The sequence below is a fragment of the Kribbella sp. NPDC051620 genome (assembly GCF_044453825.1).
GTDB lineage: Bacteria > Actinomycetota > Actinomycetes > Propionibacteriales > Kribbellaceae > Kribbella.
In genome coordinates this window covers 182,997-207,831 of sequence record NZ_JBITDB010000010.1, presented here as the reverse complement: position 1 = coordinate 207,831, position 24,835 = coordinate 182,997, and the positions used below count along the sequence as shown (strand labels likewise).

Here is a 24,835-nt window from a genome sequence, read left to right as displayed (position 1 = left end):
GGGTTCCCCACCTTCGACGTCGATTCACGGGCGGCGTGACATCGTTGTCAGCAAGAAATACCCGAGCCACCGACCACCGTCAAGAGATCACGCACGATCCGCAACTCCCCGACCCCGGAGCGCTACCCCCGGATCAGAGCGCGCTACCGGGGCTCAGAGGTCGTAGGCGGGCTCGTGGTGGGGCTGGTACAGGCCGAGGTTGCCGCCGCCGGGCAGGCGGATCGTGGTGAGGATGCCCCAGCGCGCCTCCTCCGGCGGGTCCGGGAACTCGACGCCGCGAGACGTCAACTCGGCGATGGTCGCGGTGAGGTCGTCGCACATCAGGAACAACTCGTGCGACTCCCGGTCGGCGGTGGGATGCACGGCGACCTCGGCCGGCGGCAGCTTGAAGATCAGCCAGCCGTGGCCGGCGTCGACGTGCGGATAGCCGAGCACGTCGCGCAGGAAGGCGCGGTCGGCCTCGGCGTCCTGGCTGTAGATGATGAGGTGCGCTCCGTTGATCATGCGCCGAGGCCTTTCCCGAGTGGTTCGCCGGATCGTTCGGCGAGGGCGGTTGCCACCGTGCGGGCGTTGGTGGCGAACTCCTCGGCCGGGATCGGTGGGAGCAGGTCGTCCCAGGCGGCGATCATCGCGCCGCGCAGTTGCATCATGCCGAGTGGCCTGGCCAGGAACCAGATGTGGAAGTGCTCGCTGCCGTCGCCCCAGCGGTTGAAGTGGGTGCGGCCGACTCCGGGGATCCGGCGGATGGCGCCGGCGGTCCGCTGGATCATCGGGCCGAGGGTCGCCGTCAGCTCGTCGGGAAGTTCATCCAGTCGAAGGTGCTCTCGGGGGACCAGCAGGGCCACCATCGGCAGTCCGCTGGGCTGGAAGGCCTTCAACACCCACTGGTGATCCGCCCAGATCGCATCCTTCTCCGGGTCGGCGCAGGTCGGACAGGGGCCGGCGCCCGGCTCGCCTGCGCGGGGTGGCTCAGGCAGTACCGGCTCGGCCAGCGGTACGACCTGGAGGTCGCCCTCGAAGGGGAAGAACGGGCCGCCCAGCACGGGGTCGGCTGACACGCGTTCGCCGTACGGGAGTCGGCGGTGGTAGTCGGTCGGGTACTCGTTCATACCCGGAGGCTACGGTCGGGGCATGTCACTCGATAGACCGGAACTGGCTGAGGTACTGGGGTTGGAGCGGCATCCGGAGGGTGGGTGGTTCCGGGAGACGTGGCGGTCGGAGGTGTCCTTCCAGCCCGACGGGTACGACGGCGAGCGGGCCAGCGCCACGGCCATCTACTTCCTGCTGGTACCGGGGGAGGAGTCGCGCTGGCACCGGGTGCGGTCGGCTGAGATCTGGCTCTGGCACAGCGGTGGGCCGCTGACGCTGGAGCTCGGCGGTACCGGTGAGGACCCGGGCCAGCCGGACCCGATCACGCTCGGGCCGGATGTGAAGGCCGCCCAGCACCCGCAGGTCGTAGTACCGGCGGGTGCTTGGCAAGCTGCGCGGCCGGCAGGAGATCAGCCCGTACTGGTCTCCTGCATCGTCTCGCCCGGCTTCGACTTCGCCGACTTCACCCTGCGTTAGTGCCCTAGACCAGGACGGTCGCCAGCGCCTCGTAGCCCGGCAGGAGGTCAGGGCCTTCCTTGCCTAGTTGCTGGATGACGACCTGGTCGGCCCCGGCGTCCAGGTGCGCCTTGAGGCCTTCGGCGATCTCCACTGCGGTCCCGTGCAGCACCAAGGCGTCGACCAGGTCGTCGCTGCCGCCGTCGGCCAGGTCGTGGTCGCTGAACCCGAGCCGCTTCAGGTTGCTCGTGTAGTTGCTCAGCTTGAGGTACGACGCCAGGTAGTCGCGCGCAACTGCTCGGGCGAGGTCTTCGTCGGTCTCCAGCACCACCTTCTGCTCCGGCGCGAGCAGTACGCCGGCGCCGAGCGTTTGGCGGGCCTGCCGGGTGTGCTCAGGAGTGGTCAGGTACGGCAAGGCACCGGCCGTCCGCTCGGCCGACAGCTTCAGCACCCGCGGGCCGAGGGCCGCCAGCATCCGGCGGTCCGTGGGGACCTTGCCGTCGTCCAGCGCGTCCAGGTAGTCGACGATGGTCTCGTACGGCGTCTTGTACTCGCCGGTGTGCTCGCGGTGCCCGATCCCGACGCCTAGCACGAACCGCCCGGGGTGCTCGCCCTCGAGCCGGTGGTAGGACTCCGCCAGCACGGCCGGGTCCGCCTTCCACATGTTCACGATGCTGGTGCCGACCACCGCGTCGGTGGTGGAGGCGAGCAGCACCTCGGCGTCCCGCAGGTCCTCCGTCGGGGAGCCACCGAGCCAGAGCGTGCCGTAGCCCGCCTGCTCGACCCCAGCGGCGAGCTCGGGTCCCCACTTGTGTGCTTGGTGCCAGACCCCGAACCGTCCCAGATCGACCGCCACGTCGTGCTCCTCTCGTCAGTACGTCTCAACACAGGCGACAGCGGGCGGGCCGTCGTTCCAGCCTGGATCTCCTCACCTGGCAACGATGGCACAGGCAAGCCTACGGGTTTCCCGATCGGGTACCGGGAAGTAGCTGAACGGGTTAAGAAAACCAGGGGTTCGAAAGAGCCCGGTAAAGATTTAACCGGACTGCCACGGACGACCGCCGCGCGTCGTCTATCACTAAGACCATCCGGTCGAGTGGTATGAACCTGGCGGGCTTACACTCGGCAGCGACCTGGCGTTCCCAACCCCTCGAAACGCCCGGGCCGCGGACCACAGCGAGGTGGGCCGCCGGCGACTCGGACGCAACCACCCGAGCCGTCACCTGGATACGGAAGAAGGGCAAGTTGTGAAGGTCGGAGTACCGAAGGAAGTCAAGAACCACGAGTACCGGGTGGCGATCACCCCGGCCGGGGTGCACGAGTTCGTGCGCAACGGGCACGAGGTTCTGATCGAGCGGGGGGCCGGTAGCGGTTCGCTGCTCCCCGATGAGGAATTCGTCGCGGCGGGCGCCCAGATCGTCCCCACCGCCGACGACGTCTGGGCCGAGGCCGAGCTGGTGCTGAAGGTCAAGGAACCGGTGGCGGAGGAGTACCACCGGATGCGCAAGGAGCAGGTGCTGTTCACCTACCTGCACCTGGCCGCCAGCCGCGAGACCACGGCCGCGCTGCTCGAGTCCGGGACCACCGCGATCGCCTATGAGACGGTTCAGCTCCCTGACGGCTCACTGCCGCTGCTGGCCCCGATGAGCGAGGTAGCCGGCCGGTTGGCGCCGCAGGCCGGCTCGTACCACCTGATGGCCAACGGTGGCGGCCGCGGCGTCCTGATGGGTGGTGTCTCCGGCGTGCACGCGGCCCGGGTCGTCATCATCGGCGCCGGCGTCGCGGGCATGAACGCGGCGGCGATCGCGCTCGGCATGCAGGCCGAGGTGCAGCTGTTCGACCGCAACATCCAGCGGCTGCGGGACGCGGACACGACCTACCAGGGCCACCTGCGCACGGTCGCGTCGAACGCGTTCGAGATCGAGAAGGCAGTCCTCCAGGCCGACCTGGTGATCGGGGCCGTGCTGGTCACCGGAGCCAAGGCGCCGAAGCTGGTCAGCAACGAGCTGGTGTCGCGGATGAAGCCGGGCAGTGTGCTCGTCGACATCGCGATCGACCAGGGCGGCTGCTTCGAGGACTCGCACCCGACCACCCACGCCGACCCGGTCTACAAGGTGCACAACTCGCTGTTCTACTGCGTGGCGAACATGCCGGGCGCAGTGCCGAACACTTCGACGTACGCGCTCACCAACGTGACGCTGCCGTACGCCGTGGACCTGGCCAACCTGGGCTGGCGGGAGGCTCTCAAGGCCGACCACAGCCTTGCGCTCGGACTCAACACGCACGACGGCCATGTCACCTACGGCCCGGTCGCCGACGCGCATGACCTGCCGCAGCTCAAGCTCGACGAGGTGCTCGTCTGAGCCGGGAGATCACCCGTGCGGTCAGCTCGTACCTCGACCACTTGACGGTCGAGCGCGGGCTGGCCGCCAACACCCTGGCGTCGTACCGCCGCGACCTGCGCCGGTACGACGCCTACCTGGCGGGGGTGGAGATCGACAGCCTCGGCCGGATCTCCGAGGCGGTCATCAGCGAGTTCCTGATGCGCCTGCGCGAAGGGGACGCCGACAACCCGCCACTGACCGCCTCAAGTGCCGGGCGGACCGTCGTGGCCGTCCGTGGCTTCCACAAGTTCCTGCTGCGCGAGGGGCTGACCGCTGTCGACCCGGCGGCTGCAGTGAAGCCACCTGCTCCTCCGCAGCGGTTGCCCAAGGCGCTGTCGGTGGATGAGGTGACTCGCATCCTCGCTGCTGCGGCAGGGGCGGAGGCGGAGCCCGCAGTGCTGGCTACGCGGGACGCCGCGCTGCTGGAGTTCCTGTACGGGACCGGTGCGCGTATCTCGGAGGCTGTCGGGCTGGATGTGGATGAGGTCGATCTCGAGACCGGGGCAGTGCTGCTGCGGGGCAAGGGCAGCAAGGAGCGGGTCGTACCGGTAGGGCGTTATGCCCGCGATGCGATTTCGGCGTACCAGGTCCGTGGGCGGCCAGACCTCGTGCAGCGGGGCCGTGGGTCGCATGCGCTGTTCCTCAACGCCCGCGGCGGTCGCCTGTCCCGCCAGAGCGCCTGGACCGTACTACGTCGCGCAGCGGAGCGGGCCGGGATCGCCAAGGACATCTCGCCGCACACGTTGCGCCACTCCTTCGCAACGCATCTGCTGGACGGCGGCGCCGACGTACGGGTAGTGCAGGAGCTGCTCGGCCATGCGTCCGTCACCACCACGCAGGTCTACACCCTGGTCACTGTCGACAAACTCCGCGAGGTCTACGCAACCTCCCACCCCAGGGCCCTGTCGTCCTCTTAACTGAGAAACTCAGTCGTGTACTACGAAGACCACGGCCAAGGTGATGCCGTCCTGCTGCTCCCTGGCTGGGGTGGCAGCATCACCGACCTCAACCCGCTCCGACAGGCGCTAGGCGACGGGTTTCGGGTCATCGCGGCCGACCTACCCGGCTGCGGCCGCTCGGAGCCCCGGACCTACAGCGCCGACTTCTACTCCCAGGACGCTCGGGCGTACCTCGCACTGCTCGACCAACTCGGGGTAGGTGCCGCGCACCTGGTCGGCTTCAGTGACGGCGGGGAGACGGCACTGCTGACGGCTGCGCTCGCACCGGATCGGGCACTGTCGGTGGTCGCCTGGGGAGCCGCCGGCCGGGTCGTGGAGCCGGTCGAAGGGTTCGGCCCGCTGATGCGGCTGCTGGACGAGCCGACTGAGCGCCTGCTGCCCCTGGCCGCGTACCTGGCCGAGGCCTACGGTCCGTACCGGGCACGGGAGATGGCGGCCGGTTGGGGTGGAGCACTGCGGGACATCGTCGCTGCTGGTGGCGACATCAGCCTGTCCCTGGCCAGTGCGATTACCTGCGCGGTACTGCTGGTCATCGGCTCCAGCGACCCGTACTGTCCGCTCGCAGCTGTCCGAGAGCTGGCCGATGCCATCCCGCGAAGCCGGCTGCTTGAGCTCGAGAACGTCGGGCACGACGTTCATCTGGCTGCGCCTGGGGTGCTCACCACCGTCGTGCTCGACTGGCTGGGTGATCACTGACGACCCCCATGCACGGAACTTGGCGGCGGTGTGCGATCATTCCGTCACGGTCGGTCACTCTGGCGGAGTGATCGACCCTGCCTGGAAGGTCGGCCGACCCCGCTGCGGAGTGGCTGGTTGAGAGTGCTTGAATGCACGCTTACAGTCGCTGGGATCGCCCGTATCGGTTGAAAGGTTTGACGAGTCATGAACGAGTCGACATTCCCGGGCACCCAGCACCTGTCGTCGTCGACGGAACCGATGTCGTCGACTCCTGACCCGGCGCCCGCCACGCCCCCCGTGACACCTGCTCAGGTACCCGCCCCGGTGCCGGCCCGGACCGTCACACCACCCAGCAACTATGCGGAGATGCCCCGGCCGACGGCCAAGCTCACCGCGGAGGACATGCACCCTGTGAATGACGCGAACGGCGCGAGGGGCAAGATCGGGCCGACCGGACGGCCGCTGCCCGACCTGCCGGACGTCCTGCCGCCGACCCGGCGCGGCCCCGCGCAGGTGATCGCGATGTGCAACCAGAAGGGTGGCGTCGGCAAGACCACGACGACCATCAACCTGGGCGCCGCGATCGCCGAGACCGGGCGCAAGGTGCTGCTGATCGACTTCGACCCGCAGGGCTCGGCCTCGATCGGCCTCGGCGTCCAGCCGCATGACCTGGAGATCTCGGTCTACAACCTGCTGATGCAGCGCGACATCACCCCGGACGAGGTGATCCAGGCCACCAAGGTGCCGAACCTCGACCTGCTGCCGGCCAACATCGACCTGTCCGCGGCCGAGGTGCAACTGGTCCAGGAGGTCGCCCGGGAGTACACGCTGTCGCGGGTGCTGGAGCCGATCATCCCGCTGTACGACGTGATCCTGATCGACTGCGCGCCGTCGCTGGGCCTGCTCACCGTGAACGCGCTGACCGCGTCGAACGGCATCGTCGTACCGCTCGAGTGCGAGTTCTTCGCGCTCCGCGGACTGGCGATGCTGACCGACACGATCGGCAAGGTGCAGGACCGGCTGAACCCGAAGCTGGAGATCGTCGGCATCCTCGGCACCATGTTCGACGGCCGCACCACGCACGCCCGGGAGGTGCTCGACCGGGTCGTCCAGGCCTTCGACGAGCGGGTCTTCCACACCGTCATCCGGCGTACCGTCAAGTTCCCCGAGACCACGGTCGTCGGCGAACCGATCACGACGTACGCGCCGTCCTCATCTGCGGCTACCCAGTACCGCGACCTTGCCAAGGAGGTGCTCGCGCGTTGTCCCGCCGGGTAAGCCTGCCAGGTGCCAGTGAACTCTTCGGGGGTGCGGCACCCAAGCAGACCAGACCCGAGAAGCGCACCACCACTGACGGATCGTCGCTGGCCGACGACCGCCCCGGTCCGAACGGACGCGGCCGAACGGCCGTGGTCGAGGACCGCAAGTCCAGTGGACGGATCCGGCACGACACGAAGATCACCGTGTATGTGACGGAGGAAGAGCTGCTCGGACTAGAACAGACACGGCTCGCGTTGCGGGCCGAGCACGGGTTGACCGCCGACCGCGGCCGGATCGTCCGGGAGGCGATCGACGTGCTGCTGGCCGATTTCGTCGACCACGGACCCGACTCCGTGCTGGTGCAGCGGCTCCGGGCCGCGGCTCCGGAGTGAGCCGGCGATGAGTGACGCCGTGGCTCCCGAGGCCTCCACGCCGCCAGTGGAGTCCGCGGAGCCACCGATCGACCTGCCGGGGGTGCCTGACCCGGAGTCACCGGTAGTGGAGTCCGGTACCGGCTTCAACGTTCACCTGGTGAACTTCGAGGGGCCGTTCGACCTGCTGCTGCAGTTGATCAGCAAGCACAAGCTCGACATCACCGAGATCGCGTTGTCGGTGATCACGGACGAGTTCATCGCGCACATCAAGGCGCTGGGCTCGGAGTGGGACCTGGACCAGGCGTCGGAGTTCCTGCTGATCGCGGCGACGCTGCTGGATCTCAAGGCGGCCCGGTTGCTGCCGCAGGGGGATGTCGAGGACGCGGAGGACCTGGCGCTGCTGGAGGCGCGGGATCTGCTGTTCGCGCGGCTGTTGCAGTACCGGGCGTTCAAGCAGATCGCGGCGTTGATGCAGTCGCGGATGGCGGAGGAGGCCAAGCGCTTTCCTCGGGCGGTGGGGATGGAGGCACGGTTCGCCGATCTGCTGCCGGAGGTGCTGCTCGGGGTGGACCCCGCCGGGTTGGCGGCGTTGGCTGCACGGGCGCTGGCGCCGAAGGCGGCCGTAGTACCGGAGGGTGTGTCGCTGGCGCACTTGCACGCACCGGCGGTGACGGTGCGCGAGCAGGCGGCGGTGATCATCGATCGGTTGCGGCGGGAGCGGAGTACTACGTTCCGGTCGCTGGTGGCGGATTCGCCGGACACGGTGACGACGGTATGCCGGTTCCTGGCGCTGCTGGAGTTGTTCCGCGAGGCGGCGGTGACGTTCGACCAGGAGACGCCGCTCGGGGAGCTGACGATCGTGTGGACCGGTACCGACGAGGGCGACATCGCCGTCGGCGACGAGTTCGACGAGGTACCGGCACCGGCCGACGAGGACGGCGAAGCCCCGGTCGTCCCCGACGAAACCGACTTCCTGGAACCCGGCGAAGAACTCACCGAGCCAGACGAGCCCGAGTCCGGAGCCGGCGATGACGCCCGCTCGGAGCACGTGGACGAGCACCAGCCCGAGACCGAGCCCGGATCCGGGCCGGAGGAGCACGAGACGGTGGACCAGTGACCGACAACCAGACCCCGACCGACCTCCAGGACCCCGCCGACGCCGCCACAGCCGACGTACCGGCCGAGACGCCTTCCGCTGGTGGGGTGGACTCCTCCGGTGATGGTTCGCCCACTGGCGTAGCAGGGGGCGAACCCCGCGAAGGGGAGTCCACCCCGGCTGAACCCGGCGCGGGGGACGCCCTGGACTCGGGCACCAGCACCGAGTTCCCGACCGCGGACGAAGTACCGGCCGAGGCTCTCGCCGCTGAGGGGGTGCCTGTTGAGGGGGATGTGGGGGCGCTGCTCGACGAGGTGCTGGATGACGTGGTGGTGGGGGAGGATGCCATCGATGACGTCACCATGCGGCGGGCGCTGGAAGCGATTCTGATGGTGTCGGACGAGCCGTTGCCGGTGCTGGCGATGGCGAAGACGGTCGGGCGTACGGTCGCGGATGTGGCGGCGGCGCTGGTCGGGCTGTCGGAGGAGTACACCGAGCAGGGGCGTGGGTTCGACCTGCGCGAGGTCGGTGGCGGGTGGCGGTACTACACGCGGGAGGACACCGCGCAGTACGTCGAGGGCTACGTGCTGGAGGGTCAGCAGGCGCGGCTCACGCAGGCAGCGCTCGAGACGCTGGCGGTGGTCGCGTACAAGCAACCGGTCAGCCGGGCGCGCGTCTCCGCCATCCGCGGCGTCAACGTCGACGGCGTCATGCGCACCCTGATCAGCCGCGGCCTGCTCGAGGAGGCCGGCCCCGACACCGAGTCCCAGTCCACGCTGTACCGCACCACCTCGTACTTCCTCGAACGCATGGGCATGCAGTCCCTCGACGACCTCCCCGAGCTAGCCCCGTACCTCCCTGAGATGGACGACATGGAGGAGGAAATGGCCGCCCAGTCAGCCGCCTCCACCGACACCCCCTCCGAAGACGCCCCCACCACCTCAGAAGACGACAACACCCCCCTCGAGAATGACCTCGCCCCACCCACCCCCCTCCCCACCGACGCAGACACCGACCCCGACGAAGACCCGGACGACGCCCCAGCCGACTCCGATCCGGCCGCCGAATCCGAGCCGATCGAAGAAGCCGCGTCTGACCAGGTCGAGCACGGCGAGGCGACTGACGAGGCCGCCCCCGTCAACGGAGCGGCGTCTGCAGACGACGAACCAGCCGACGAAGCCGGGTCGACCGACGACGAAGCGGACTCTGGCGACGACGAGCCGGCCGACGTTGGTGTTGAGCAGAGCGGGTCCGCGGACGAGCTGACCGGCGATGGTGACGACGCCGAGGCGATCGAGCCTGGGGGGAGCGACGAGTTCGACGATGAGCAGGCTGACGGAGGCGACGGTGCCGACGAAGTGCAGGTGACCGACGGAGCCGACGCCGCCCAGAGTGAGGCTGACGGCGAGGCCGGGGTAGCTGGGTCGATTGACGGTGTCGAGGGGGCTGGGTCGGGACGGGTCGGGGTGGGGGACGAGACTGTTGGTGGGCCCGGTTTGGGTGCAGGCGAGAGCAAGAGTGGGCTGAATGACTGACGAGCACGATCAGGGTGACGGCGCCGGCGAGAGCGGGGAGTCGGGGATCCGGTTGCAGAAGGCGCTGGCGCAGGCGGGGATCGCGAGCCGGCGGGGTTCGGAGATCCTGATCGAGCAGCGCCGGGTCGAGGTGGACGGCCAGGTGGTGACCGAGTTCGGTACCCGGGTCGACCCGGCCGTCTCGGTGATCCGCGTGGACGGCGTACGGATTCCGCCGATCACCGCGCACGTCTACCTCGTCCTCAACAAGCCGCGCGGCGTCGTCACCACGATGTCCGACCCGCAAGGCCGCCCGTGCGTCGCCGACTACGTCCACGACCGCCCCGAGCGGTTGTTCCACATCGGCCGGCTCGACACCGACACCGAGGGCCTGCTGCTGCTCACCAACCACGGGGAGTTCGCGCACCGCCTCGCGCACCCGTCGTACGAGGTCTCCAAGACGTACGTCGCCGAGGTGGAGGGCAACGTCAAACCGCAGGTACTGCGCCGCCTCACCGACGGCCTCACCCTCGACGACGGCTTCGCCCAGGCCGATACCGTCCGCGAGATGACCAGCGTCAAGGGCCGCACGCTGATCCAGATGACGCTGCACGAGGGCCGGAACCGGATCGTCCGCCGGATGTTCGACGCCATCGGCCACCCGGTCAAGCGCCTCACCCGCACCGCGATCGGCCCCGTCCGCCGCGGCAACCTCCACACCGGCGAACTCCGCGAACTGGACGCCAAGGAACTGGGCCAGCTCCTCGACCTCGTCGACCTCTGACGGCCCGGAGCGCTCACGTTCCGCGACCGCGCAAAGATTGCGGGGCAACGAAGCGGTGACGGCGCGCCTGAGACTCGACCCGATTGTCGGAACGGGGTCGTAGGGTGGGGACTGTGAACCGGCGAATCTTCGGTCTGGAGAACGAGTACGGAGTCACCTGCACTTTTCGCGGTCAGCGCCGACTGACCCCCGATGAGGTGGCCCGGTACTTGTTTCGGCGCGTCGTGTCCTGGGGGCGGAGCAGCAACGTCTTCCTCCGCAACGGGGCGCGGCTCTACCTCGACGTGGGCTCCCACCCGGAGTACGCGACCGGCGAGTGCGACTCGGTCACCGACCTGATCGCGCACGACAAGGCAGGGGAGCGGATCCTCGAGGGGCTGCTCGTCGACGCGCAGAAGCGGCTGCACGACGAGGGCATCTTCGGCGACGTCTACCTGTTCAAGAACAACACCGACTCGGCCGGCAACAGCTACGGCTGCCACGAGAACTACCTGGTCAGCCGGCACGGCGACTTCGCCAAGCTGGCCGACGTGCTGATCCCGTTCCTGGTCACCCGGCAGCTGATCTGCGGCGCCGGCAAGGTGCTGCAGACGCCCCGCGGCGCGGTGTACTCCGTGAGCCAGCGGGCCGAGCACATCTGGGAGGGCGTCTCCAGCGCGACCACCCGGTCCCGCCCGATCATCAACACCCGCGACGAGCCGCACGCGGACGCCGAGCGGTTCCGCCGGCTGCACGTGATCGTCGGCGACTCGAACATGTCCGAGACCACGATGCTGCTCAAGGTCGCCAGTACCGACCTGGTGCTGCGGATGATCGAGGCCGGCATCGTGATGCGCGACCTCACCCTGGACAACCCGATCCGGGCGATCCGCGAGATCAGCCACGACATGACCGGGCGGCGCGAGGTCCGGCTGGCCAACGGCCGCGAGGCGAGCGCGCTCGACATCCAGGGCGAGTACCTGACCAAGGCCCGCGACTTCGTCGACCGCCGCGAGCTCGGCACGCCGGCCGTGGAGCGGGCGCTGAACCTGTGGGAGCGCTGCCTCAAGGCGATCGAGTCCGGCGACCTGTCCGGGATCGAGCGCGAGATCGACTGGGTGATCAAGTACCGGCTGATCGAGCGGTACCGCCAGCAGAACAACCTCGGCCTGGCCAGCCCGCGGGTCGCCCAGCTCGACCTGGCGTACCACGACATCCACCGGCCGCGCGGCCTGTACTACCTGCTCGAGCGCAAGGGCGCGGTCACCCGGGTGGTCGACGACCTGCGGGTCTTCGAGGCCAAGTCGGTACCGCCGCAGACGACCCGGGCGCGGTTGCGCGGTGAGTTCATCAAGCGGGCGCAGGAGCGCCGCCGTGACTTCACCGTCGACTGGGTGCACCTGAAGCTCAACGACCAGGCCCAACGGACCGTACTGTGCAAGGACCCGTTCAAGAGCCACGACGAGCGAGTCGAGAAGCTCATCGCGAGCATGTGAAAGAAAAAGCTGTGGTGGGGAGCACGACGAGCGCGTGGAGAAGCTGATCGCCAGTATGTGAGCGGCCTGTGAGCCTGCTGGGAGTCTGCTGTACGGCGGTTCGCGACGCTGCGTGATGTGATCGAACGGTGACTGAGGTGCCTGGTCTGTGGCTTGTCCGCGCAGGCTAGGGTGGGCGAGTTCATCTGGCCGTATATCCAGGCGGGCCCGCCGACGGCAGGGCCGTGCCGTGAGATTTCGAGGTGCTCGTTCGTGCGCAAGTTGTTGAGTCTGGTCGCGGTGCTGGCGCTGGGGACCTCCCTGGCCGCCTGCGGCTCCGATGATTCCAAAGCCGGGTCCGGGGGCGACTTCGGCAAGATCGGGATCAAGGCCACCGAGGAGTTCGGCAAGAAGCCGACCGTCACCCACAAGGACGGGGAGCCGGACAAGACCCTGCAGACCGAGGTCCTCAAGGAGGGCGACGGCCCCGAGGTGAAGAAGGGTGAGCTGCTCACCGCGAACTACCTCGGCCAGATCTGGCGCGACGGCAAGGTCTTCGACAACTCCTACGACCGCGGCGCGCCCTCGTCGTTCCCGATCGGGCTCGGCGGCGTCATCAAGGGCTGGGACGAGGCGCTGGTCGGCAAGAAGGTCGGCAGCCGGATCCTGCTGTCGATCCCGCCGGACATGGGCTACCAGGACAAGGGCAACCCGGATGCGGGCATCAAGGGTGACGACACCCTGATCTTCGTCGTCGACCTGGTCGGCGCGGCCGGCAGCGACACCAAGCTCGACGCCGACCCGGTGGCCGCCCCGGCGACGCCGTTCAAGGTCACCGGCGAACTGAACGCCGCGCCGACCGTGACCGTGCCGAAGGGCACCAAGGCTCCGGCCAAGCCGGGCAAACCCGTCATCATCGCCACCGGCAAGGGCAAGCCGATCGCGCCGGGCAGCCAGCTGATCGGTCGCTACGTCGTGTTCGACTACGCGGGCAAGAAGCAGGCCAGTACCTGGGACCCGCAGCCGGCCACCCAGACCTCGCCGGCCCAGCCAGGCCTGCCGACCGAGAAGCTCCAGGTCGGCCCCGGACCGAACGGCCAGGCAGGTGCCCTGGACGGCCTCGCCGGTGTGCCCGTCGGCAGCCGGGTCCTGGTCGAGCTCCCCCCGGGCAAGGACGACAAGGGCAAGGTCACCAGCCCCCCGGCCATCGCCGTCCTCGACATCCTCAACGCCTTCCCGGCGCCGAAGCAGCAGTAATACTCTGAACCCAGTGATGGGGGTGGGGCGGCGGTACTTCGGTACCACCACCCCACCCCCATCCTTTTGCGTCAGGAGCGTTCGAACCAGCGGTTCGCCTCCGGCTGGTACATGAGGATGACGCCGGTGATGACCGCCATGACGTGGATGCTGCGGATCACCGCGAAGGCGACAAAGTCCGCGGTGACGTCGATCGTGCCGAAGTCGCCGTCGGTCAGGAGCCACTGGATCGGGCCGACGATCAGGGTCGCCATGCCGATCACGCCGAGCAGGACCGCCAAGAGCCGGCGGGACCAGTTGCGGCCGAGGCGGAAGTACTTGTCGATCACCACGAACAGTCCGCCGTAGACGATGGCGCGGAACGCGACCTGAGCGACCAGCGCCGGCCACGCCACCGAGCCGTCGAGCGCGCCGATCACGCCGAGGACCGATTCGGCGACACCCGCGCCCACCGCCAGGAACCACGCAGCCGTCGCGGCCCGCACCGGTACCGGCGGCTCCATCCGGACGATGTCGTGGATCGTCAGGTCGCGCTGCGTGGTTGCCATGCCTCCACTCTCGCCGCCGCGGCTTGCTGTTTCAGGAGTCCTGACTCCCCGCTCCGGGTGGTGGTACGTCCACCCTCTCGCCGATAACCGAGGCCGTTCGGCGCATTCTGCAGCAACCTGCAGACGACTGCAGGTTCCTGCAGCATTCATTGCGGGCCGGTCAGCGGCACCCCTAGGGTCGAATTGAAATAAAAACCCTCCGGAATTCCCATCAGAAAGCGATGCCGGTGGCGCACCGCCGCATTCCCGATCTATTGCAAAAGCCGGCTGCTGTTCATTCCCGCTTGATATTCGTCCCAGAAGTTAGGAACTCGACTATGAACAAGACCAAAGCGGTCGCCGCCGCGGCGATCGGAGTCCTGGCGCTCGCGATCGCCCCCCGCGACGGCGACAGCGGCAGGTACCGGCCTCCAGCCGGTGGGAAACTGCACGTTCACCAAGGTGGCGGGGGCGCCGTACCCGGGAGGCGACGTCACCTGCGCGACCGGCCAGGGCTATTACCGGGCCACGGTGTACTGCCTGTCGTCGCGGATAGGCGGTCGTGAGGTCAGGATCTACGGCAACATCATCGCGGTCGCCGACATGAAGCATTCGCGCGCCTTCTGTACGGCGTCCTACCCGATTCTCAACGAGATCTCCTACGCCACCCAGTGAGCGTTTCTCAAACCGGGGTGTCCACCAGGCCGGCTGCGTGGCGGCCGGCTGCGGCGGCTGCTTCGAAGTAGGCGCGGTCTGCGTCGAGGTCGCGGCCCATCGTCGACAGCTTGACCGGGGAGGCGGCCAGGGCGTCGTACAGGCCGTCCACTGAGACCCGTACGACCCGGTGCCGACCCTTGAGGGGTTCGGCGGCGTCCCTGACGGCGTCGCCGAACTCTCCGTCCAGGTCCGGTACTACGACGTCCGCCGGCTGCAGCGCCACCCGCCCGTACGCCGTGAGGCTGTGGTGCGAGATGCCCCGGTGCCGTGGTCGCGGGTCGGCCTCGGAGATGCGCAGCGACGCCACGGCCCGCCCGCCCAGCGTGCCGACCGCATTGACCGCCTCGCCCGACTGGACTCCGGAGAAGCCCCAGCGAGTACCAGTACCGAGGTTGCCCGGCCCCTGCGTCAGCACGACCACCTCAGCCGCCAGCACGTGCACGGCGGTCAGCAACCCGGTATGAACAGTCACCGCCTCACGGTCGCCGCCATATGCCTGCCCGACCGTCACAGTCCCGCCAAGCCAGCCCGCATCCCGCAGCGCCGAGACAGTCCGCGAGAACGCCAGCGGCAGCGCGCCTCCATCCGTCATCACGTAGACCACGCGAGTACCGGGTCGTGCCTCGAACACCCCAGCCAGTACTGCGGGCAGCGCGGAATGCAGGTCAGCCACCACGACCGGCGTACCGAAGAGGTCGTCGGCATCCCGTAGTACTGCATGGTCGGGCGAGTCCTGCTCGTCGGCCCCCAACACCATGGACTGCAGGGGCGTGTAGCGGGCCTTGACCAGGTGCCCAGTCTCGGGCGGGTCCGCTGGGAGCCGATCGGGGATAGCGACGACCAGCGCATAGCCACCGGTCCCCAGCCCTCGGTCGAGAGCACCCACATTGAGCAGCACCCGATCACCCACGACAGGAGAGCCCACGAGCTCCGGGTACGCCAGCGCCCGGACATCCCGGTCACCGACCACCACAGTCAACTCCTGCGCCCCGGCCCAACCCCGCCCGAGCCCACCCACAATTCCTTCACGCCACCGGATCACACCACGACCCTAGTAGGTCCGAACACTTGTTCGGCGCGGAACAGGCGGTTTGCGACCCTGACCCCGTAAGGTGGTCGGGTGTCGGCGCGGAAGAGTGAGCGGCTGCTCAATGTGGTGATCTGCCTGCTGGTCGCGCGCACCTACGTGACCAAGGAGCGGATCCGCGAGGTCGTCGAGGGGTACGCCGGGCAGACCGACGACGCCTTCGAGAAGATGTTCGAGCGTGACAAGGACGAGTTGCGCGACCTCGGCATCCCGATCGAGATGGGCACCATCGACAAGTTCTTCTCCGACGACGTCGGTTACCGGATCCGCCGCGACGTCTTCGAACTGCCCGAGGTGCACCTGGAGCCGGACGAGGCCGCCGTGCTCGGCGTGGCCGCGCGGGTCTGGCAGCACGCCAGCCTGGCCGAGGCGACCACGTCGGCCGTGCTCAAGCTGAAGGCCGCCGGGATCCAGACCGACCAGTCGGCGTTGAGCGCGATCGAGCCGCACGTCGGCGCCTCCGAGCCGGCCTTCGACCCGTTGTGGTCCGCCGTCGTGAGCCGCACGGCCGTCCGCTTCGAGCACACTCGCAGTGGCGGCTCGGCACCGACCACCCGCACCCTCGAGCCGTGGGGCATCGTCTCGTGGCACGGCCGCTGGTACGTCGTCGGCCGCGACCGCGACCGCCAGGCGACCCGGATGTTCCGGCTGTCGCGGATCGGCGGCAACGTGAAGACAGTCGGCCCGCCGAACTCGTTCACCGTGCCCGAGGGCACCGACATCCGCTCGCTGGTCAGCGAGCTCGCGCCGCCACGACCGACCTCCGAGGCGAAGGTCCGGGCCAGGACCGGCTCGGCCGTGAGTCTGCGGCGTCGCGCGAACGCGATCGAGCCGTACGAGGAGGGCTGGGACCTGTTGCACGTCCCGTACGCCGACGCCGAGGTTCTCGCCGAAGAGATCGCCTCCCTCGGACCGGATGCAGTGGTCGAGGGCCCGGGCGACGTGCTGGACGGCGTACTGCGTCGCCTGCGTACCGTCGCGGGAGTGCCAGCGTGAAGAAGCCCCGCAAGCCCCGCTCCAGCGCGGCGAGGTCATGACATGAGCAACGCGCGAGACCAGGTGCAGCGGCTGCTCGCGCTGGTGCCGTACCTGCGTGAGAACGACGGCGCCCGGGTCGACGATGTCGCCGCGGAGTTCGGCGTACGGCCCAAGCAGATCATCGCGGACCTGAAGGTGCTGTGGTTCTGCGGTCTGCCCGGAGCCCAGATGGGCGATCTGATCGAGATCGACATCGACGCGGCCGAAGGCGACGGGGTGATCCACCTCAACAACGCGGACTATCTGGCGCGCCCGTTGCGGCTGGCGGCCGACGAAGCGCTCGCCCTGCTGACCGCGTTGCGCACCCTGCGCGATGTGACGGCCGGCCAGGACCGCGACGCCGTCGACCGGGCCATCGCGAAGCTGGAGACCGCCGCGGGGGAGGGGGCCGCTGCGATCGAGGGCTCCGCTGCCCACGTCCATGTCGAGCCCGCCGCGCCGGAGATCGCCGACCTGGTCAACCGGGCACTGGCCGGCAAGCGACGGATGCACCTCACGTACGACGTACCGTCGCGTGACGAGACGACCGAGCGGGACGTCGATCCGATGCGGCTGGTGGTCTCCGAAGGGCGCAGCTACCTGGAGGCGTGGTGCCGGCTGGCGGAGGATGTCCGGCTCTTCCGGCTGGATCGGATCGCTGACGCCAAGCTCCTCGACCTGCCGAGCGAGCCGCCGCCCGAGGCGACTCCGCGTGATCTGTCCAACGGGATGTTCCAGCCGTCCGAGCAGGACCTGCTGGCCACGGTCAGGCTTGAGCCGCCGGCGCGGTGGGTCGCGGAGTACTACCCGATGGAGTCGATCGAGGAGAGCTCCGGCAACTCCCTGATCGTCAAGCTCCGGGTGGCCGACACCGCCTGGCTCCAACGCCTGATCCTCCGTCTGGGCGGCACCGCCACCGTCCTGGACCCCCAGGACCTGGGCAAACAAATAGCCGAGACAGCCCGCGACGCCCTCTCCGCCTACGACGACCAACTCCAGTAACCCCGGTCGCACGCTTGCGGGGACCAGCGGTCGCCCGCATCGGCCTCGTGGCGCTGGGCGCCACCTCGGCCTGCCCGGGATGCGGACCGCGAGCGGGCCCTGCGTTGGGGCGGACTGCATGGGCGCGTTGGGGCGGACTGCATGGGCGGGTTCGCAGCGGGCTTACTGCAGCACGGTGCGGCGCGGTGCGATGCGGGCTGGGCTGGACTGGTGCGTGGGCAGGCTGAGGCGCGACTGCTGTACCGACGCCGCCGGGCGCCCGACAGCCGTCTGGGCGGTGGGCGGAGCACGGTGCCAGTCGCCAACGCGACTCGTGGTGCGGTTCGCCGTCAGTGGTTCGGGTGGGCTCCATGCGTTGGCCCGCGATGCGAGTACGGACGGGGGAAGGCGCCAGTTGCCGGGTCAGCGTTTCGAGAGTTCGTCTTCCAGCGGGGAGGCGCGGCGGCCGCGGGGGGTGATCCGGACGCCGGCCAGCCACTTGGTCCAGCGGTCTGCTTCGGCCTCGATCGCGGCGGCCGTTTCGCGACCGACGTCGTCGAGCAGTTGGTAGCGGACGTCGCCGGACTCGGGCTGGCCCCAGCCGCCGACGATCCGGCCGTTGGCCCAGACCGAGGGACCGATGTTGCCGGTCGTGTCGAACATCCGGGCCTTGTGCTCGCCCAGGTACCAGGCTCGTTCCTTCCAGCCCATCGGGGTCGGATCCAGCGCGGGCAGGAACGCCACCCATGGCTCGGGCTCCTCCACCGGTCCTTCGTCGCCGGGGAGTACGTAGCCGACCTCGCCGTCCAGGTTGACCTCGACGGCCTCGACAGCTGTCAGGGCCTTGCGGGTCTGGCCCAGCGTCCAGCCACTCCACCACTGCAGGTCTGCTGAGGTACCGGGGCCGAACGACGCCAGCCACGCCCGCGCCAGAGTCGCCCGAGCCTCATCGGCCGGCAACTTGTCGCCGAAGCCGTCCGGAAGCCAGTTCTCGACCGGAGACCATTGGTGCTGGCCGCTCAACCAGGTGCCGAGCGGCCGCCCGCGGACGATCCGGCCCTCGGCCGAGAGTTGGAAGAGGACCCGGCTCGTCACGTACGGCTGAGCGGCGTACGACTTGCCAGGCGCCATCGCGAGCCGGCTGCGCAGACGCGGCTCGTCGGCCGACAACTCCTGCGCCGTCGCCGATCCACGCAGCGCGAGAGCGGTCGCCGTCGACTCCTCAACGGCCCGCAGCCACTTCGCGCACTCCTCGGCATCGGCCGCGATCCCCGCCTCGGCGAGATGCTTGACCAGCAGTTTCCGCTGCTTGTCCGCGATGTCGTCAGTACAAGCAGCCTGTACTACGGGAGCGAACGCCGTCGGTACGACGAACACCGTTCGCCGCATCCCCAGCATCCGGATCAGCGTGCGATCGTCGTACAGCGCCCGCTCGGTCCCGGCCACCTCGCTACCGGGCACCCGTGCGGCGATCGACAGGTGGACGGTCGCCGGATCGGTCCCGTGCAGGACGACCATCGACGTGGCCGCCTCGACCGGATCCCCCGCCTGCGCCGACCGGGCCAGCCGATGCCGCCGCCCGAGCCGGGCCCGCCGATCCGCCACCGATATCCGTTCCATCCGTCTCCCCCTGAGGTCTCTGCTTCCCCTGTTCTTACCATCACGTTCCGACACCGTTGTCCACAGCGATGGACTGCGAGGATGGGTGGTGACCGGGAACCGGATAGGCTCTTGGGCATGTATTGGCTCTTGCTCTTCCTGGGCGTGGTGGCGGTGTGGACCCTGGTCCTCGTGCTGCTCGCTCGGAAGCTGTGGGGTCAGGCCAAGGCACTGACACGTGAGTTGGTAACCGCCCAGTCCAAACTCGAGGACGCGCAGTCGGAGGCGAGGTCCGCCCGGACCGCCGAGGACGCAAACGCTCGGGCGTAGTATCGGCGCTCACGGTTGAGCCACGAGTAGAAGTCGGTAGGGAGTTTCGTCATGATTCCGTCTCTCGGAATGCCTCAGGGCGCGGAGTGGCTCGTCATTCTCGCGATCGTCGTGCTGCTGTTCGGGTCGGCCAAGCTGCCGGCCCTGGTCAAGCAGCTCGGCAAGTCGAAGAAGATCTGGGAAGAGGAGGTCGGCCCGTCGTCGCGCAAGAAGGAGGGTGAGCTGACCGAGGGCACCCAGGCGCCGACCCAGCCGGTCAACCCGCCGGTGCAGGCCCCCAGCCAGCAGCCGAACGGCCAGGCTCCGGGCGACGGCTTGCCGCCGACCCACACCGCCAACTGAGCCGCGCGCTCCACCTGTGACAACGGTGAGGCTGGGACGGCGGAAGGAACCCCGCCGCCCGAAGGACGAAGAGGGTCGGATGACCCTGCGCGAGCACATCGTCGAGCTGCGCAACCGGCTGCTCATCAGTGTGCTCGCGATCGTGATCGGCACGGTCGCGGCCTGGTTCATCTACGACGAGGCCTTCAGGCTGCTGACCCAGCCGTTCCAGGAGAGCGTCCGGCAGCTCAACCCGGGGGCCGACGAGACGAAGCCGATCCTGACCCTGAACGGCGTCGGCGACGCGCTGACCTTCCAGATCAAGGTCTCGGCCCTGATCGGGCTGGTGGTCTCCAGCCCCGTCTGGCTGTACCAGCTGTGGGCGTTCATCGCGCCCGGGCTGCACCGCAGCGAGAAGAAGTGGGCGGCGCTGTTCGCCGGTCTCGCCGCGCCGTTGTTCGCCGGCGGCATGGCGGTCGCCTACTGGACGCTGCCGAAGGGCATCGCGATCCTGATCAGCTTCACCCCGCACTCGGTGCAGAACCTGATCGAGATCCCGCACTACCTGGACTTCGTGATCCGCACGATGCTGGTCTTCGGGATCGCCTTCCTGATCCCGCTGGTCGTCGTCCTGCTGAACATGCTCGGCCTGGTGCCGGCCTCGGCGCTGGGCAAGTTCCGGCCGTACATCATCTTGGTGATCTTCGTCTTCGCCGCGGTCGCGACGCCGTCCGGCGACCCGTTCACGATGTGCCTGCTGGCGATCCCGATGTGCCTGCTGTTCTTCATCGCCGAGGTGATCTGCCGGATCAACGACAAGCGCCGGGGCCGCAGGGCCGAAGAACTGCTGGCCGACTGATGGCCCGCATGCCTGAAGAACTGCCGGCCGACTGATGGCCCGCAAGATCGCGCTGGTGGTCAATCCCACCAGCGGCCGAGGGCTGGGCGCACGGGTCGCCCCGGTGGTCCGCGCCGAGCTCGAAGCCGGCGGCCTGACCGTCGACGAGTACACGACCACCTGCGCCGAGGACGTCGGCCGGATCTCGGCCGAGGTGATCGCCTCCGGTGCCGACGGCGTCGCGCTGGTCGGTGGCGACGGCACGATCCACCTCGGCGCCCAGGTGCTGGCCAAGTCGGGGATGCCGTTCGGCGTGATCCCGGCCGGCACGGGCAACGACTTCGCTCGCGGCATCGGCGTACCGCTGAAGGATCCGAAGGCGGCGGCCGCGCTGATCGTCAGGGGCCGGACCCGCGCGGTCGACCTGGCGACGGCCAAGGACGAGTACATCACCACCGTCGTGGCCGGCGGCTTCGACTCGTTGGTGAACAAGCGCGCCAACGCGATGACGTGGCCGAAGGGCAACGCCCGCTACACGCTGGCCACCCTCGCCGAGCTGCGCACCTTCACCCCGATCTCGTACGTCGTCACCGTCGACGGCGAGGTGCTGGAGACCGACGCGATGCTGGTGGCCGTCGGCACCGGTCCGACGTACGGCGGCGGACTGCAGATCTGCGCCGGCGCCGGGATCGACGACGGGCTGCTCGACGTCACCATCATCAAGCCGGTGTCGCGGCTGACCCTGCTGCAGATGTTCCCGAAGCTGTCCAAGGGCACCCACCTCGGCCACCCGGCGGTGCACACCCTGCGCGGCCGGTCGATCCGGCTCGAGTCGCCCGGCGTCACGGCGTACGCCGACGGCGAGATCCTCGGCCCGCTGCCGGTCGACATCGGCGTCGCGGCCGGCGCTCTCACCGTGTTCGCCTGACGCACACCCCGCTTCGAACCGGTTAAGTCCCTCGATCACTGAACGAATCTCAGCAATCTCTGGCCGTCACCGGGTTTGTCTGATAGGAAAGCTTCCTAACAGATAAACCCTCGACGCCCCCTCGGAGGAGATTCGTGTTCAACGCCCCTACGAACACCTTGCGCAGCACCCGCCGGCTGACCGGCATCCTGCTCGGCCTCGCCGTCGCTGCCGCCCCGGCGACCGCGTACGCCTCGCCGCTGCTCGAGCACAGCAACGCCAGGATCGACATCGCCGCGCACGCCCAGCGCAGCGTGCAGGCAGCCGGGCTGGACGACCCGGCGAAGAAGGAAATCGCGATGAAGATCGTCTCCAGCGCGGAGAACTCCTCGCTGGACTGGAAGGCGCAGTACAAGTACATCGAGGACATCGACGACGGCCGCGGCTACACGGCCGGCATCATCGGATTCTGCTCGGGTACCGGCGACATGCTGGACCTGGTCAAGCTCTACAAGCAGAAGAAGCCGGGCAACGTCCTCCAGAAGTACCTGCCGGCTCTGGAGAACGTCGACGGCACCGACTCGCACGAGGGTCTCGACCCGAACTACACCAGGGACTGGAAGACCGCTGCCGCGGACTCGGTCTTCAAGGCCGCGCAGGACAGCGAGCGCGACCGCGTGTACTTCAACCCGTCGGTGTCACAGGGCAAGGCCGACGGCGTCGGCGTACTCGGCCAGTTCATGTACTACGACGCCATCGTCATGCACGGTGGCGGCAACGACGGCACCAGCTTCGGTGGCATCCGCAAGCGCGCCCTGACCAAGGCCAAGCCGCCGGCCCAGGGCGGCAACGAGACCACCTGGCTGAACGCCTTCCTCGACGCCCGCGTCTGGGCGATGAAGCAGGAGGAGGCGCACAGCGACACCAGCCGGGTCGACACCGCCCAGCGCGTCTTCCTCCGCAACGGCAACCTCAACCTCAACACCCCCCTCGACTGGAAGGTCTACGGAGACTCCTTCCACATCAGCTGACCCAGTCACGTCAGCTGACCCTGACCGGCTGACGACAGCCCCCGCTGCCCGAGTGTCCCCGGGTCGCGGGGGCTGTGTGTTCCGAGCTCCGGAAGCAAGCGGTCGAGCCACGCCGGGAGCCACCAGTTGGCCCGGCCCAGCAGCTTCATTGCTGCCGGTACCAGCAGCATCCGGACGATGGTCGCGTCGATGAAGATCGCGACCGCCAGGCCGAGGCCGAACATCTTGGCTGATGGGTCGTTGCTCAGCACGAAGCCGAGGAAGACCGACACCATGATCAGGGCGGCCGAGGTGATCAGCCGGCCGGTGGTGGCGATGCCGTGCACGACCGCGCCGTCGCTGTCGCCGCTGCGCAGGTACTCCTCCCGCACCCGGGACAGCAGGAACACCTCGTAGTCCATCGACAGCCCGAACAGGATCGCGAACATGAACATCGGGATGAACGGCACGATCGGCACCGTCGACTCCAGCCCGATCAGCCCAGCGCCCCAGCCCCACTGGAACACCATCACCATCACCCCGAACGAAGCGCCGATGCTGAGCAGGTTCATCAGCGCGGCCTTGAGCGGTACGACGATCGACCGGAAGACGACGGTCAGCAGCAGGATCGACAACAGGATCACGGCGCCGACGAAGAGCGGCAGCCGATCGTTGACCTTGGCCCCGACGTCGGCGAAGCTCGCCGTCTGCCCGCCGACATGAGCCGCGGCCGGGCTGTCTCGTAGTACGGAGGGAAAGACGTCTGTCCGCAGGCGCCTGACTGTTTCCAGCGTCGCGTCGTCCTGCGGCCCAGTGGTCGGGAAGGCGACGAGCGTCGCGAGCCCGGCCGCGACGTTCACGTCGGGCGGTGCGACGGCGGCGATGCCCTGGTCAGCCTTGATGGCGGCGAGCAGAGGCCCGACCACCGAAGCATCCCGAGAGATGTCCACCGCGATCACCAACGGACCGTTGATCCCCGGACCGAATCCGGCGGCGACCAGGTCGTACGCCCGGCGCTCGGTCCGCGTCGCCGGCAGCGCACCCTCGTCGGGCGTACCGACCTGAAGCGCGAGCACCGGCGCGGCGAGCGCCAGCAACGCGACGACAGACCCGACGAGATACGCGACAGCGTTCCGGGACACATGCCGGGCCCACCGCTCCCACCCGCCGGTCCGTACCGTGACGCGCCGTACCGTGAGCCGGTTGATCCAGGACCCGGCCAGCCCCAGGAACGCGGGCAACAAGGTGATCGAGGCAACGACCATGATCAGCACGATGAGCGCGACCGCGATCCCACCCGCGGTCATGAACGGTACGCCGGCCACCGCCAGCCCCAGGATCGCGATCACCACCGTGCCACCCGCGAACACCACGGACTGCCCGGCGGTGGCGACCGCCCGCCCGGCCGACTCCTCGACCGTCGATCCTGACGACAGGTACTCGCGATGCCGGGTGACCAGGAACAACGCGTAGTCGATCCCCACCCCGAGGCCGACCATGCTCCCGATCACCGGCGCCCAGCTGGGGATGTCGATCAGGTACGTGACCAGCGACATCCCGCTGATCCCGAGCGCAAGCCCGAACAGCGCGAGCCCGATCGGCAACCCCATCGCGATCACCGACCCGAACGTCACCAGCAGGATGAGGATCGCGACCAGCAGCCCGATCCCTTCGCCGAGACCCGCCGGCGGCGCCTCGAAGACGAAGAAGAGATCGCCGCCCAGCTCGACCCGCAGCGTCGGAGCAACACCGGCGGCGAACTCCTTGAGGTTCTCCAGATCGCCCGGACCCAGCTTCTCCTGGACCGGGTACTGCAGCCGGATGACCGCGACGCGCCCGTCGGCCGAGACCTCCGGCTCCCCGGCACCCAGCACGTTGGGCAGCGTGGCGGCTCCCGCTCGCACGTTGCCCAAAGCATCTTTCGGCCCCGGATCGGAGAACCTCGCCTGCCCGTCAGCAGGCGTGAGCACGACCTTCGCGGTCAGCCCGGCCTGATCAGAGCGGGCGAGCAGCTGGGTGGCCTTCTGCGAGTCGAGCCCCGGCGCTCCCATCGAGTCCGAGAGCTTCTGCCCGAAGACGCCGGCCGCGACGACCACGAGCACGGAGACGACGAGCCAGGTGCCGATCACCGTCCACGGCCGGCGGGCGGCGTACCGGCCCAGTCTGTACAACGCGTGCGACATCATCGGGGATCTC

At 68.8% G+C, this 24,835-nt stretch carries 26 protein-coding genes; 19 read left to right on the top strand and 7 right to left on the bottom strand.

Annotated features, from left to right (window positions below; all coding sequences use genetic code 11):
- Positions 1 to 153 precede the first annotated feature (153 nt).
- Together ACIA12_RS38960 and ACIA12_RS38955 are read right to left on the bottom strand one after the other, a co-directional pair.
- Positions 154 to 504 carry a VOC family protein gene (locus tag ACIA12_RS38960; RefSeq protein WP_396372485.1) on the bottom strand — a complete coding sequence of 117 codons (351 nt, stop codon included), beginning with the start codon at positions 502 to 504 and terminating at the stop codon, positions 154 to 156.
- On the bottom strand, positions 501 to 1,109 hold the full coding sequence (locus tag ACIA12_RS38955) for a hypothetical protein (protein ID WP_396372484.1): 609 nt from the start codon (positions 1,107 to 1,109) through the stop codon (positions 501 to 503). The genes ACIA12_RS38960 and ACIA12_RS38955 overlap by 4 nt, the downstream gene beginning before the upstream one ends.
- Positions 1,110 to 1,131: 22 nt before the next feature.
- On the opposite strand from ACIA12_RS38955, the gene ACIA12_RS38950 reads away from it, so the two are divergent.
- On the top strand, positions 1,132 to 1,566 hold the full coding sequence (locus ACIA12_RS38950) for a cupin domain-containing protein (RefSeq protein ID WP_396372483.1): 435 nt from the start codon (positions 1,132 to 1,134) through the stop codon (positions 1,564 to 1,566).
- 4 nt (positions 1,567 to 1,570) lie between these two features.
- On the opposite strand, the gene ACIA12_RS38945 is transcribed toward ACIA12_RS38950, so the two are convergent.
- Complete coding sequence (locus ACIA12_RS38945; RefSeq protein WP_396372482.1) at positions 1,571 to 2,401, bottom strand: LLM class F420-dependent oxidoreductase; 831 nt, start codon at positions 2,399 to 2,401, stop codon at positions 1,571 to 1,573.
- A 391-nt stretch (positions 2,402 to 2,792) separates the two neighbouring features.
- Here ACIA12_RS38945 and ald point away from each other — a divergent pair, with 391 nt between their 5' ends.
- The 10 genes from ald to ACIA12_RS38895 all read left to right on the top strand — a co-directional run bounded on the left by ald (position 2,793) and on the right by ACIA12_RS38895 (position 13,305).
- A complete protein-coding gene (ald, locus tag ACIA12_RS38940; RefSeq protein WP_396372481.1) occupies positions 2,793 to 3,908 on the top strand; it encodes an alanine dehydrogenase in 1,116 nt (371 codons plus the stop codon).
- Positions 3,905 to 4,846, top strand: a complete 942-nt coding sequence (gene xerD, locus ACIA12_RS38935; protein ID WP_396372512.1) for a site-specific tyrosine recombinase XerD — start codon at positions 3,905 to 3,907, stop codon at positions 4,844 to 4,846. Before ald ends, xerD begins: the two co-directional genes overlap by 4 nt.
- 15 nt (positions 4,847 to 4,861) lie before the next feature.
- Positions 4,862 to 5,584, top strand: a complete 723-nt coding sequence (locus ACIA12_RS38930) for an alpha/beta fold hydrolase (RefSeq protein ID WP_396372480.1) — start codon at positions 4,862 to 4,864, stop codon at positions 5,582 to 5,584.
- Between the two features lie 186 nt (positions 5,585 to 5,770).
- Positions 5,771 to 6,844, top strand: a complete 1,074-nt coding sequence (locus ACIA12_RS38925; protein ID WP_396372479.1) for a ParA family protein — start codon at positions 5,771 to 5,773, stop codon at positions 6,842 to 6,844.
- Positions 6,829 to 7,218, top strand: a complete 390-nt coding sequence (locus tag ACIA12_RS38920; RefSeq protein WP_164599735.1) for a hypothetical protein — start codon at positions 6,829 to 6,831, stop codon at positions 7,216 to 7,218. Before ACIA12_RS38925 ends, ACIA12_RS38920 begins: the two co-directional genes overlap by 16 nt.
- A gap of 7 nt (positions 7,219 to 7,225) precedes the next feature.
- A complete protein-coding gene (locus ACIA12_RS38915; protein ID WP_396372478.1) occupies positions 7,226 to 8,317 on the top strand; it encodes a segregation/condensation protein A in 1,092 nt (363 codons plus the stop codon).
- Positions 8,314 to 9,831, top strand: a complete 1,518-nt coding sequence (scpB, locus tag ACIA12_RS38910; protein ID WP_396372477.1) for an SMC-Scp complex subunit ScpB — start codon at positions 8,314 to 8,316, stop codon at positions 9,829 to 9,831. Before ACIA12_RS38915 ends, scpB begins: the two co-directional genes overlap by 4 nt.
- Entirely contained in the window at positions 9,824 to 10,594 is a 771-nt protein-coding gene (locus ACIA12_RS38905) for a pseudouridine synthase (protein ID WP_328327009.1), read from the top strand. Before scpB ends, ACIA12_RS38905 begins: the two co-directional genes overlap by 8 nt.
- 113 nt (positions 10,595 to 10,707) lie before the next feature.
- Positions 10,708 to 12,069 (top strand): Pup--protein ligase, encoded by a 1,362-nt coding sequence (gene pafA, locus ACIA12_RS38900; RefSeq protein ID WP_020386528.1) that lies wholly within the window; start codon positions 10,708 to 10,710, stop codon positions 12,067 to 12,069.
- A gap of 252 nt (positions 12,070 to 12,321) precedes the next feature.
- Complete coding sequence (locus ACIA12_RS38895) at positions 12,322 to 13,305, top strand: FKBP-type peptidyl-prolyl cis-trans isomerase (RefSeq protein WP_396372476.1); 984 nt, start codon at positions 12,322 to 12,324, stop codon at positions 13,303 to 13,305.
- 71 nt (positions 13,306 to 13,376) lie between these two features.
- Here the strand turns inward: ACIA12_RS38895 and ACIA12_RS38890 are convergent, their stop codons facing one another.
- Positions 13,377 to 13,853, bottom strand: coding sequence for a hypothetical protein (locus ACIA12_RS38890; protein WP_396372475.1), 477 nt, complete (start codon positions 13,851 to 13,853; stop codon positions 13,377 to 13,379).
- A gap of 417 nt (positions 13,854 to 14,270) precedes the next feature.
- On the opposite strand from ACIA12_RS38890, the gene ACIA12_RS38885 reads away from it, so the two are divergent.
- Positions 14,271 to 14,507, top strand: coding sequence for a hypothetical protein (locus tag ACIA12_RS38885; protein ID WP_396372474.1), 237 nt, complete (start codon positions 14,271 to 14,273; stop codon positions 14,505 to 14,507).
- A gap of 7 nt (positions 14,508 to 14,514) precedes the next feature.
- Here the strand turns inward: ACIA12_RS38885 and ACIA12_RS38880 are convergent, their stop codons facing one another.
- Positions 14,515 to 15,591 carry a DUF3866 family protein gene (locus ACIA12_RS38880; protein WP_396372473.1) on the bottom strand — a complete coding sequence of 359 codons (1,077 nt, stop codon included), beginning with the start codon at positions 15,589 to 15,591 and terminating at the stop codon, positions 14,515 to 14,517.
- A 78-nt stretch (positions 15,592 to 15,669) separates the two neighbouring features.
- Here ACIA12_RS38880 and ACIA12_RS38875 point away from each other — a divergent pair, with 78 nt between their 5' ends.
- Positions 15,670 to 16,632: a helix-turn-helix transcriptional regulator gene (locus ACIA12_RS38875; protein WP_396372472.1), complete on the top strand. Its 963-nt coding sequence runs from the start codon at positions 15,670 to 15,672 to the stop codon at positions 16,630 to 16,632.
- A gap of 42 nt (positions 16,633 to 16,674) precedes the next feature.
- Positions 16,675 to 17,655: a helix-turn-helix transcriptional regulator gene (locus ACIA12_RS38870; protein ID WP_396372471.1), complete on the top strand. Its 981-nt coding sequence runs from the start codon at positions 16,675 to 16,677 to the stop codon at positions 17,653 to 17,655.
- 402 nt (positions 17,656 to 18,057) lie between these two features.
- Here ACIA12_RS38870 and ACIA12_RS38865 read toward each other — a convergent pair whose 3' ends face one another.
- Positions 18,058 to 19,254 (bottom strand): winged helix DNA-binding domain-containing protein, encoded by a 1,197-nt coding sequence (locus ACIA12_RS38865; protein ID WP_396372470.1) that lies wholly within the window; start codon positions 19,252 to 19,254, stop codon positions 18,058 to 18,060.
- A gap of 117 nt (positions 19,255 to 19,371) precedes the next feature.
- Between ACIA12_RS38865 and ACIA12_RS38860 the strand changes: the two genes are divergently transcribed.
- From ACIA12_RS38860 to ACIA12_RS38840, 5 genes are all read left to right on the top strand, one after another.
- Complete coding sequence (locus ACIA12_RS38860) at positions 19,372 to 19,563, top strand: hypothetical protein (RefSeq protein WP_396372469.1); 192 nt, start codon at positions 19,372 to 19,374, stop codon at positions 19,561 to 19,563.
- Between the two features lie 51 nt (positions 19,564 to 19,614).
- Positions 19,615 to 19,905, top strand: a complete 291-nt coding sequence (locus tag ACIA12_RS38855) for a twin-arginine translocase TatA/TatE family subunit (RefSeq protein ID WP_328326993.1) — start codon at positions 19,615 to 19,617, stop codon at positions 19,903 to 19,905.
- A gap of 79 nt (positions 19,906 to 19,984) precedes the next feature.
- Positions 19,985 to 20,743 carry a twin-arginine translocase subunit TatC gene (gene tatC / locus ACIA12_RS38850; RefSeq protein WP_396372468.1) on the top strand — a complete coding sequence of 253 codons (759 nt, stop codon included), beginning with the start codon at positions 19,985 to 19,987 and terminating at the stop codon, positions 20,741 to 20,743.
- Positions 20,744 to 20,777: 34 nt separating this feature from the next.
- Positions 20,778 to 21,650 carry a diacylglycerol/lipid kinase family protein gene (locus tag ACIA12_RS38845; RefSeq protein WP_396372467.1) on the top strand — a complete coding sequence of 291 codons (873 nt, stop codon included), beginning with the start codon at positions 20,778 to 20,780 and terminating at the stop codon, positions 21,648 to 21,650.
- A 134-nt stretch (positions 21,651 to 21,784) separates the two neighbouring features.
- Positions 21,785 to 22,660, top strand: coding sequence for a chitosanase (locus ACIA12_RS38840; RefSeq protein WP_396372466.1), 876 nt, complete (start codon positions 21,785 to 21,787; stop codon positions 22,658 to 22,660).
- A gap of 5 nt (positions 22,661 to 22,665) precedes the next feature.
- Here ACIA12_RS38840 and ACIA12_RS38835 read toward each other — a convergent pair whose 3' ends face one another.
- Positions 22,666 to 24,825 carry an MMPL family transporter gene (locus ACIA12_RS38835; RefSeq protein ID WP_396372465.1) on the bottom strand — a complete coding sequence of 720 codons (2,160 nt, stop codon included), beginning with the start codon at positions 24,823 to 24,825 and terminating at the stop codon, positions 22,666 to 22,668.
- Positions 24,826 to 24,835 lie beyond the last annotated feature (10 nt).

Excerpts from the sequence above, each read along its gene's own strand:
- ACIA12_RS38960 (WP_396372485.1), bottom strand. The coding sequence starts at position 504 with ATGATCAACGGAGCGCACCTCATCATCTACAGCCAGGACGCCGAGGCC.
- ACIA12_RS38955 (WP_396372484.1), bottom strand. The coding sequence starts at position 1,109 with ATGAACGAGTACCCGACCGACTACCACCGCCGACTCCCGTACGGCGAA.
- ACIA12_RS38950 (WP_396372483.1), top strand. The coding sequence starts at position 1,132 with ATGTCACTCGATAGACCGGAACTGGCTGAGGTACTGGGGTTGGAGCGG.
- ACIA12_RS38925 (WP_396372479.1), top strand. The coding sequence starts at position 5,771 with ATGAACGAGTCGACATTCCCGGGCACCCAGCACCTGTCGTCGTCGACG.
- ACIA12_RS38915 (WP_396372478.1), top strand. The coding sequence starts at position 7,226 with ATGAGTGACGCCGTGGCTCCCGAGGCCTCCACGCCGCCAGTGGAGTCC.
- ACIA12_RS38905 (WP_328327009.1), top strand. The coding sequence starts at position 9,824 with ATGACTGACGAGCACGATCAGGGTGACGGCGCCGGCGAGAGCGGGGAG.
- ACIA12_RS38890 (WP_396372475.1), bottom strand. The coding sequence starts at position 13,853 with ATGGCAACCACGCAGCGCGACCTGACGATCCACGACATCGTCCGGATG.
- ACIA12_RS38870 (WP_396372471.1), top strand. The coding sequence starts at position 16,675 with ATGAGCAACGCGCGAGACCAGGTGCAGCGGCTGCTCGCGCTGGTGCCG.
- ACIA12_RS38865 (WP_396372470.1), bottom strand. The coding sequence starts at position 19,254 with ATGGAACGGATATCGGTGGCGGATCGGCGGGCCCGGCTCGGGCGGCGG.
- ACIA12_RS38860 (WP_396372469.1), top strand. The coding sequence starts at position 19,372 with ATGTATTGGCTCTTGCTCTTCCTGGGCGTGGTGGCGGTGTGGACCCTG.
- ACIA12_RS38855 (WP_328326993.1), top strand. The coding sequence starts at position 19,615 with ATGATTCCGTCTCTCGGAATGCCTCAGGGCGCGGAGTGGCTCGTCATT.
- tatC (WP_396372468.1), top strand. The coding sequence starts at position 19,985 with ATGACCCTGCGCGAGCACATCGTCGAGCTGCGCAACCGGCTGCTCATC.
- ACIA12_RS38845 (WP_396372467.1), top strand. The coding sequence starts at position 20,778 with ATGGCCCGCAAGATCGCGCTGGTGGTCAATCCCACCAGCGGCCGAGGG.
- ACIA12_RS38835 (WP_396372465.1), bottom strand. The coding sequence starts at position 24,825 with ATGATGTCGCACGCGTTGTACAGACTGGGCCGGTACGCCGCCCGCCGG.